A 6,426-nucleotide genomic window follows, 5' to 3' on the forward strand; every position below is an offset into this window, starting at 1 on the left:
CCGGAATGCGGCGGCAGCCCGACATCGCGGCGCTCATGGTCGCTCAGCCGCTCGACCTGCAAGGCACGGCTCCGGCGGCGGCGCAGCGTCTCGACCAGGATCGAGAGCTGCAGCCACAGGCCGAGGCGGACCGGGCGCAGCGCCGGCTGCGTCTCGAATCCGGCCGGCGGCACCAGCCGGAGATAAGGCACCCTGTCGGGGGCGGGCGGGCTCATGACCCTGATCCTTTCGTGAGCGAGGCAACAAAAAACCCGCCGGGGCGATCCGCGGCGGGCTGGTGAACGCGAGGGAGAGTCTGGTCGGTGCGGGCCTAGGCCCCCGGGGACATCCCTTCCTCAACGCGCAGCACGCCCGCCGCCGGACGGAACCGGCGTCGCATGTGCAGCGAGGTGTTGAGGATGGCGTTCATGCCGGAAGGATCGGGGACGCCGCGGTCCCCGTCAATGGCTTCCGTCCGGTATTCATGGTCAGAATGCCGGCATGACCGTCTATTTCACCAGCGACACCCATTTCGGCGACCGGCGCGTCCTGGCGATCGACCGGCGGCCTTTTCCAAACCTCGCCGAGCATGACGCGGCGCTGGTCGCGCTGTGGAACGAGACCGTGGGGCCGGAGGACGAGGTCTGGCATCTCGGCGATTTCGCGCTCGGCCCGCCGCCGGAGGCGGTGGCGGCGCTGCTGGGCCGGCTGAACGGCCGCAAGCACCTGGTCACCGGCAACAATGACGGGCCGGGGACGCTGGCGGCGCCGGGCTGGGACTCGGTGCAGGCCTATGCGGAGCTGAAGATCGAGGGCCGGCACCTGATCCTGTGCCACTACCCGTTCCGCACCTGGAACCAGATCGGCCGCGGGTCGCTGAATCTGCACGGCCATTCGCACGGCATGCTGGCGCCGATGACGCGGCAATACGATGTCGGGGTCGATGTGCAGGAACTGCGGCCGGCGACGCTGGATCAGATCATCGCGCGCAAGCGCCGGCGGAAACCGCTGGCTGGAAAGAAGGAACCGATGGAGGAGTGATCAGACCTCTGGGTCCGGCAGCGGGCGGCGGCAGCGATGCGGGCCGCGATTCGCCTTGCGCAGCGCCGCGTGCAGCTCGCGCTCATGCCCGTCGTCGTCGCCCATGGCGGCTGCGAGCAGCCGCATCCAGTTCCACACCCGCCGCATCACGAGGCTCCCTTCCAAGGAAGTCTGACACCCATGTGACGACGTTCCGGGAATTATGTCAAATACAAGCCGGGGACAATTTTGTTACGGAGCGTTGCCGAAGGCGATTCAGCCCAGGCGGCGCAAGGCCTCGGCGGTGGCGGCATCGGCCGGGAAGAAGGATTCCACCGCCAGCTCCGACAGGGTGACGTCGACCGGGGTGCCGAACACGGTGATGGTCGACAGGAAGGACAGCACGCCGGAGTCGGTGGCGAGGCGGAACGGCACGACGACGTCGGGATGTGCCTCCTCGGTCGGGCCCAGCGCCGCAAGGGTGGCGGGCGGCGCCGGATAGGCCCGCAGCTCGTCCAGCAGATCGACGAGCACCGGGTCGCCGGTCGATTCGACCTGACGCCGCAGCTGTTCCAGCAGGTGGCCGCGCCACTCGTTGTAATTCACGGTCCGCGGCGCCAGCCCCTCCGGATGCAGGCCCAGCCGCAGCACGTTGACCGGCGGCTGCAGCAGATCCTGCGACACGCCGCCCAGCAGCAACGGCACCGCGGCATTGGCAGCCACCAGCTGCCAGTGCCGGTCGACCGCCAGGGCCGGGTTCGGCGCATGCGCCTCGATCACCCGCTCCACCGCCCGCCGGGCCGGGGCCAGCGCCGGGTCGTCCAGCGGCCGCACCGGATAGGCCGGGGCGAAGCCGGCGGCGACCAGCAGGGCGTTGCGCTCGCGCAGCGGCACCTCCAGCCGCTCGGCCAAGTGCAGCACCATCTCGCGGCTGGGCCGCGACCGCCCGGTCTCGATGAAGGAGAGGTGGCGGGTGGAGATGTCGGCCTCGCAGGCGAGGTCGAGCTGGCTGAGGCGGCGGCGCCGGCGCCAGTCGCGCAGATGGTCGCCGAAGCTGGGTGCGGTGTGGGCCATGCCCGACGATAGCCGGCAGGCGGCGCCGCATCCATGACCTGGCAGGTAATCGCTTTCGCGTCGCGGGCCGGACAGGATCCAGTCATCGCAACCGATGGAGACATCGAAATGACCGCAGCCACCGAGCTGGTCGACCGCTACATCACGATCTGGAACGAGACCGATGCCGGCCGCCGGCGCGCCCTGATCGACACCACCTGGGCCGAGGGCGCCTTCTACCTCGACCCGATGATGCGCGGCGACGGCCGGGCCGGCATCGACGCCATGATCGCCGCGGTGCAGGAGCGGTTCCCCGGCCACCGCTTCCGCCGGGTCGGCCCGGTCGACGAGCACAATGGGAGGGTGCGCTTCCGCTGGGAGCTGGGGCCAGACGGCGCGCCGCCGCTGGTCGCCGGCACCGATTTCGGCGAGATCGCCGGCGGCCTGCTGTCCGGCATCACCGGCTTCCTCGACCAGGCCCCCGCAATGGCCGCGTGAAGAGATTGGGGGCGGACCGCAAGGCCCGCCCCCTTTCCCTTTCACTCGGCCGGCAGGCGCAGCGCCAGGCCGGTCACGACCAGCGCCGCCACGGCGCAGAACCCGGCCAGCGCCAGCCCGGCCGGCAGCACCAGCACCGCCAGCGTGCCGACGGCGCCGACGATCAGACCCTCCAGGCAGGCATAGAGCGCGGTGGCCGTGCCGGCGACATGGCCGAAGCCCTGCAACGCGCCATTGGCGGTGACGGCGCAGGTGACCGAGATGCCGGCCGAGACCACCCAGACCGGTCCCAGGAAGGCCCAGAGCGACGGCCCTGCCGCGACCTGCCCCAGCGCCAGCAGGGCGGCCCCGGCCAGCAGCAGCGCCATGCCGCGGATCAGGCAGCCGCGCCGGCCCCAGCGCGCGGTGAAGCGGCCGGCAAAGCGCGCGGTCGCGATCATCACCAGCGCGGCGGTGCCGAAGGCCAGGCTGAAGCCGACCGGGGTCAAGCCCAGCCCACGGATCAGCACCGCGGGCGCGGTCGAGAAGTAGACGAAGAACGCACCCATCGCCGCGCTGAAGCCGAGGGTGTAGGTCCAGAATGGCCCGCTGCCGAGGATGGCGCCGACATGCCGCAGCCGCACCCCGTCGCCACCCTCCGGCCGCGTCTCCGGCCAGCGCCACAAGGCCTGCAGCCCGGCCAGGGCGCCGAGTCCGGCGAGCAGCCAGAAGATGCCGCGCCAGCCGAAGCCGTGGTCGACCGCGGCGCCGAGCAGCGGCCCGAAGGCCGGCACGAAGGCCAGCATCGAGCCCAACAGGCTGTAGATCACCGCGCCCTCGCGCCGCGTCGCATAGACGTCGCGCACCGTGGCGAAGGTGGCGACCAGCATGGCCGCGGCGCCCGCGGCCTGGGCCAGGCGCAGCGCCAGGAACGGCGCGGCCGAGGAGGCCAGCGCCAGCCCGGCCGAGGCCAGGGTGAACAGCAGCGCGCCGCCCAGCAGCACCGGCCGCCGGCCGATGCGGTCGGACAGCGGCCCGAACAGCAGTTGGCCGCAGCCGAGCAGCAGCAGGTAGAGGCTGAGGGTCAGCTGGACCAGGGCCGGCGTCGCCGCCAGCGCTGCCGGCATCTCCGGCACCACCGGCAGGTAGACATCCATGCCGAGCGAGGCGATCAGGTCGAACGGGGACAGCAGCAGCAGGGTGGCTGCTAGGGAATAGGGCCATGGCCTGGGTGCAGGCATGGGAAGACCTCCGCGGAAAGAGAATTTCGGCGGCGGTCCGCATCAGGACTGGAAAGGCCGTGATCGGGAGCGCCGCAACAACCGGATGGGTTGGTGCGGCTCAGCGGGTTGCGGTGGAGTCGGTCCCCATGAAGTGTCTCCAGACAACGGCGGGATTGGCTGTAGCGGGTGGTTCGGCGTGCGTCAATCCGCCGACCACCTCGCCGTCATTGCGAGGAGGCGAAGCCGACGAAGCAATCCATCGTCCCGCAAGGGCTGCTGCATGGATTGCTTCGCTGCGCTCGCAATGACGAAGCTGGGTTTGACGAAGGCGTGATCCGCGCCGCGATCCGGGCTAGGCTGCGCTCCTCTTCCAGCGCAACCCACGGGCGGCACGATGGTCTCCTTCCTCAAATCCCTGTTCGGCGGCGGCAAGCGCGAGGAGGCCTCGTCCGGCGAGGCCCCGGCCGGCCCGGCGGTCGAGTACAAGGGCTTCCGCATCCGCCCCGCCCCGTTCCAGGCCGGCGGCCAGTACCAGACCGCGGGCCTGATCGAGAAGGACTTCCCGGAGGGCACCAAGACCCACCGCTTCATCCGGGCCGACAAGCACGCCAGCAAGGACGACGCCACCGCCTTTTCGGTGACCAAGGCGCAGCAGATCATCGACGAACAGGGCGACCGCGTGTTCGCGGACTGAGGCTGACACCCTTACCTGCGAGGTTATTGGTTCCACTCTCGGCCACGACGATCCTCGGGACGTTCACCATGATCCCGAGGATGCGATGCTGGTCTCCACCGTCACCGGCCCCGGCGATAAGACCATCGCCTTCACCGTCACCCTGCACGTCAAGCCGGGCCGCGAGGCCGAGTTCCTGGACCTGCTGATGCCGGTGCTGGACGCGATGCGGCACGAGCCGAGCTTCATCAACGCCGTGCTGCACCGGTCGCCGGACGACCCGACGCTGTTCATGATCTACGAGACCTGGGCCGACCTCGACGAGCTGGTGCAGGTGCAGATCCCGCGCGCCTACCGCCATGCCTATATCGCGGCGCTGCCCGACATCCTGCGGCAGGAGCGCGGCGTCACCGTCTGGCAACCGATGCGCGGGGACTTCGCAGTGCTCGCGGCCTGAAAGGACAGCTCCCCACGCCGTCATCCCGGGCGCGGCGCAGCACGGAGTGGTGCGCCGCAGAACCGGGATCTCTTGGAGGCCGTGCCGAGATCCCGTGTCTGCGCTGCAGCACTTCGCGCCGCAGCGCGCACGGGATGACGGTCTATCTATGACTCGTCGGCATCAGACAGCCTGTCCGGCGGACCAGCCGGAGGACCAAGCCCATTGGAAATTGTAGCCGCCGAGCCAGCCGGTGACGTCCACCACCTCGCCGATGAAGTAGAGGCCCGGCACCGTCTTGGCCTCCATGGTCCGCGAATCGAGGCCGGCGGTGTCGACCCCGCCCAGCGTCACCTCGGCGGTGCGGTAACCCTCGGAGCCGGCCGGGCGCACCCGCCAGCCATTCACCGCCTCCGCCACCCGGCGCAGCACCTTGTCTGACAGGTCGGCGAGGTTGCCCGCCGCGCCTTCCGCCTCCGCGATCGCCTGCGCCAGCCGCTTCGGCAGCACCTCGGCCAGCACGGTGTGCAGGGCCCGCCGGCCATTGGCGGCGCGGGCGCCGCGCAGCCAGTCGAACATGTCGATGCCCGGCAGCATCGACACCGTGATCTCCTGCCCCTCGCGCCAATAGGAGGAGATCTGCAGGATCGACGGGCCGCTGAGGCCGCGATGGGTGAACAGCATCGCCTCGCGGAACCGGGTGCGGCCGCAGCCGATCTCAGCGTCATCGACGGCGATGCCGGCCAGCGGCTTCAGCCGCTCCAGCAGCGCCGGCTCGAAGGTCAGGGGCACCAGGGCCGGCCGGGTCTCGGTGACCTTGAGGCCGAAGCGGGCGGCGAGCTCGTAGCCGAAGCCGGTGGCGCCCATCTTCGGGATCGACCGGCCGCCGGTGGCGACCACCAGGGACCGGCAGCGCACGGATCCCGGAGCCTCGCCGGCCAGCCCCAGGACGAAGCCGTCGGCGTCGCGCCCGACCGTCTCGACCTTGGTGGACAGGCGCAGCGTGACGCCGGCCCGGCCCATCTCCGCCAGCAGCATGTCGACGATCTGGCGGGAGGAGCCGTCGCAGAACAGCTGGCCCAGCGTCTTCTCATGCCAGGCGATGCCGTGGCGGTCGACCAGGGCGATGAAGTCCCGCTGGGTGTAGCGCCGCAGCGCCGAGATGCAGAAATGCGGGTTGGCGGAGATGAAGTTGGCCGGCGCCGCATGCAGGTTGGTGAAGTTGCAGCGGCCGCCGCCGGAGATGCGGATCTTCTCGCCCGGCGCGGCGGCATGGTCGAGCACGAGCACCGACCGGCCGCGCCGGCCGGCCTCGGCCGCGCACATCATCCCGGCCGCCCCGGCGCCGATCACCACCACGTCGAAGGACTGCACCCCGTCTCCGTTCCAGCCGGATCAAGCCCATCTTACGCGTAACCTCTCCCGCCGGACGCGGGAGAGGTCGGGCTCGCGTCAGCGAGACCGGGTGAGGGCTGGTCCCGGCCTCGACAAAATCCCCTCACCCGGAGCCGCTTCGCGTCTCCGACCCACATCGTTTGCTGCCGGTGATGTGAGAAGGATGTTCT

9 protein-coding genes are annotated in these 6,426 nt (G+C 70.6%); 4 read left to right on the forward strand and 5 right to left on the reverse strand.

The annotated features are described in order from the left end of the window. Nucleotides 1–215 (reverse strand): hypothetical protein (locus ABDW35_RS29590; RefSeq protein ID WP_343717436.1); only part of this gene is annotated, 215 nt, incomplete at its 3' end. A gap of 265 nt (nt 216–480) precedes the next feature. On the opposite strand from ABDW35_RS29590, the gene ABDW35_RS29595 reads away from it, so the two are divergent. After that, entirely contained in the window at nt 481–1,020 is a 540-nt protein-coding gene (locus ABDW35_RS29595) for a metallophosphoesterase family protein (protein ID WP_343717437.1), read from the forward strand. On the opposite strand, the gene ABDW35_RS29600 is transcribed toward ABDW35_RS29595, so the two are convergent. Then, nucleotides 1,021–1,167, reverse strand: coding sequence for a hypothetical protein (locus ABDW35_RS29600; RefSeq protein ID WP_343717438.1), 147 nt, complete (start codon nt 1,165–1,167; stop codon nt 1,021–1,023). A gap of 108 nt (nt 1,168–1,275) precedes the next feature. Further along, the gene (locus ABDW35_RS29605; RefSeq protein ID WP_343717439.1) at nt 1,276–2,073 is read right to left on the reverse strand and encodes a helix-turn-helix transcriptional regulator; all 798 of its coding nucleotides are present in this window, start codon (nt 2,071–2,073) and stop codon (nt 1,276–1,278) included. A 108-nt stretch (nt 2,074–2,181) separates the two neighbouring features. On the opposite strand from ABDW35_RS29605, the gene ABDW35_RS29610 reads away from it, so the two are divergent. After that, nucleotides 2,182–2,550 carry a nuclear transport factor 2 family protein gene (locus tag ABDW35_RS29610; RefSeq protein ID WP_343717440.1) on the forward strand — a complete coding sequence of 123 codons (369 nt, stop codon included), beginning with the start codon at nt 2,182–2,184 and terminating at the stop codon, nt 2,548–2,550. Between the two features lie 41 nt (nt 2,551–2,591). Here the strand turns inward: ABDW35_RS29610 and cml are convergent, their stop codons facing one another. Then, nucleotides 2,592–3,770, reverse strand: a complete 1,179-nt coding sequence (cml, locus tag ABDW35_RS29615; protein ID WP_343717441.1) for a CmlA/FloR family chloramphenicol efflux MFS transporter — start codon at nt 3,768–3,770, stop codon at nt 2,592–2,594. Between the two features lie 376 nt (nt 3,771–4,146). On the opposite strand from cml, the gene ABDW35_RS29620 reads away from it, so the two are divergent. Continuing rightward, nucleotides 4,147–4,446 carry an HlyU family transcriptional regulator gene (locus ABDW35_RS29620; RefSeq protein ID WP_138891540.1) on the forward strand — a complete coding sequence of 100 codons (300 nt, stop codon included), beginning with the start codon at nt 4,147–4,149 and terminating at the stop codon, nt 4,444–4,446. A gap of 85 nt (nt 4,447–4,531) precedes the next feature. After that, on the forward strand, nt 4,532–4,882 hold the full coding sequence (locus ABDW35_RS29625) for a putative quinol monooxygenase (RefSeq protein ID WP_343717442.1): 351 nt from the start codon (nt 4,532–4,534) through the stop codon (nt 4,880–4,882). A gap of 162 nt (nt 4,883–5,044) precedes the next feature. Here the strand turns inward: ABDW35_RS29625 and ABDW35_RS29630 are convergent, their stop codons facing one another. Beyond that, nucleotides 5,045–6,235 carry an NAD(P)/FAD-dependent oxidoreductase gene (locus tag ABDW35_RS29630; protein ID WP_343717443.1) on the reverse strand — a complete coding sequence of 397 codons (1,191 nt, stop codon included), beginning with the start codon at nt 6,233–6,235 and terminating at the stop codon, nt 5,045–5,047. Between the last annotated feature and the right edge of the window lie 191 nt (nt 6,236–6,426).

The organism is Inquilinus sp., assembly GCF_039594555.1.
In the GTDB taxonomy this organism is placed as follows: domain Bacteria; phylum Pseudomonadota; class Alphaproteobacteria; order DSM-16000; family Inquilinaceae; genus Inquilinus.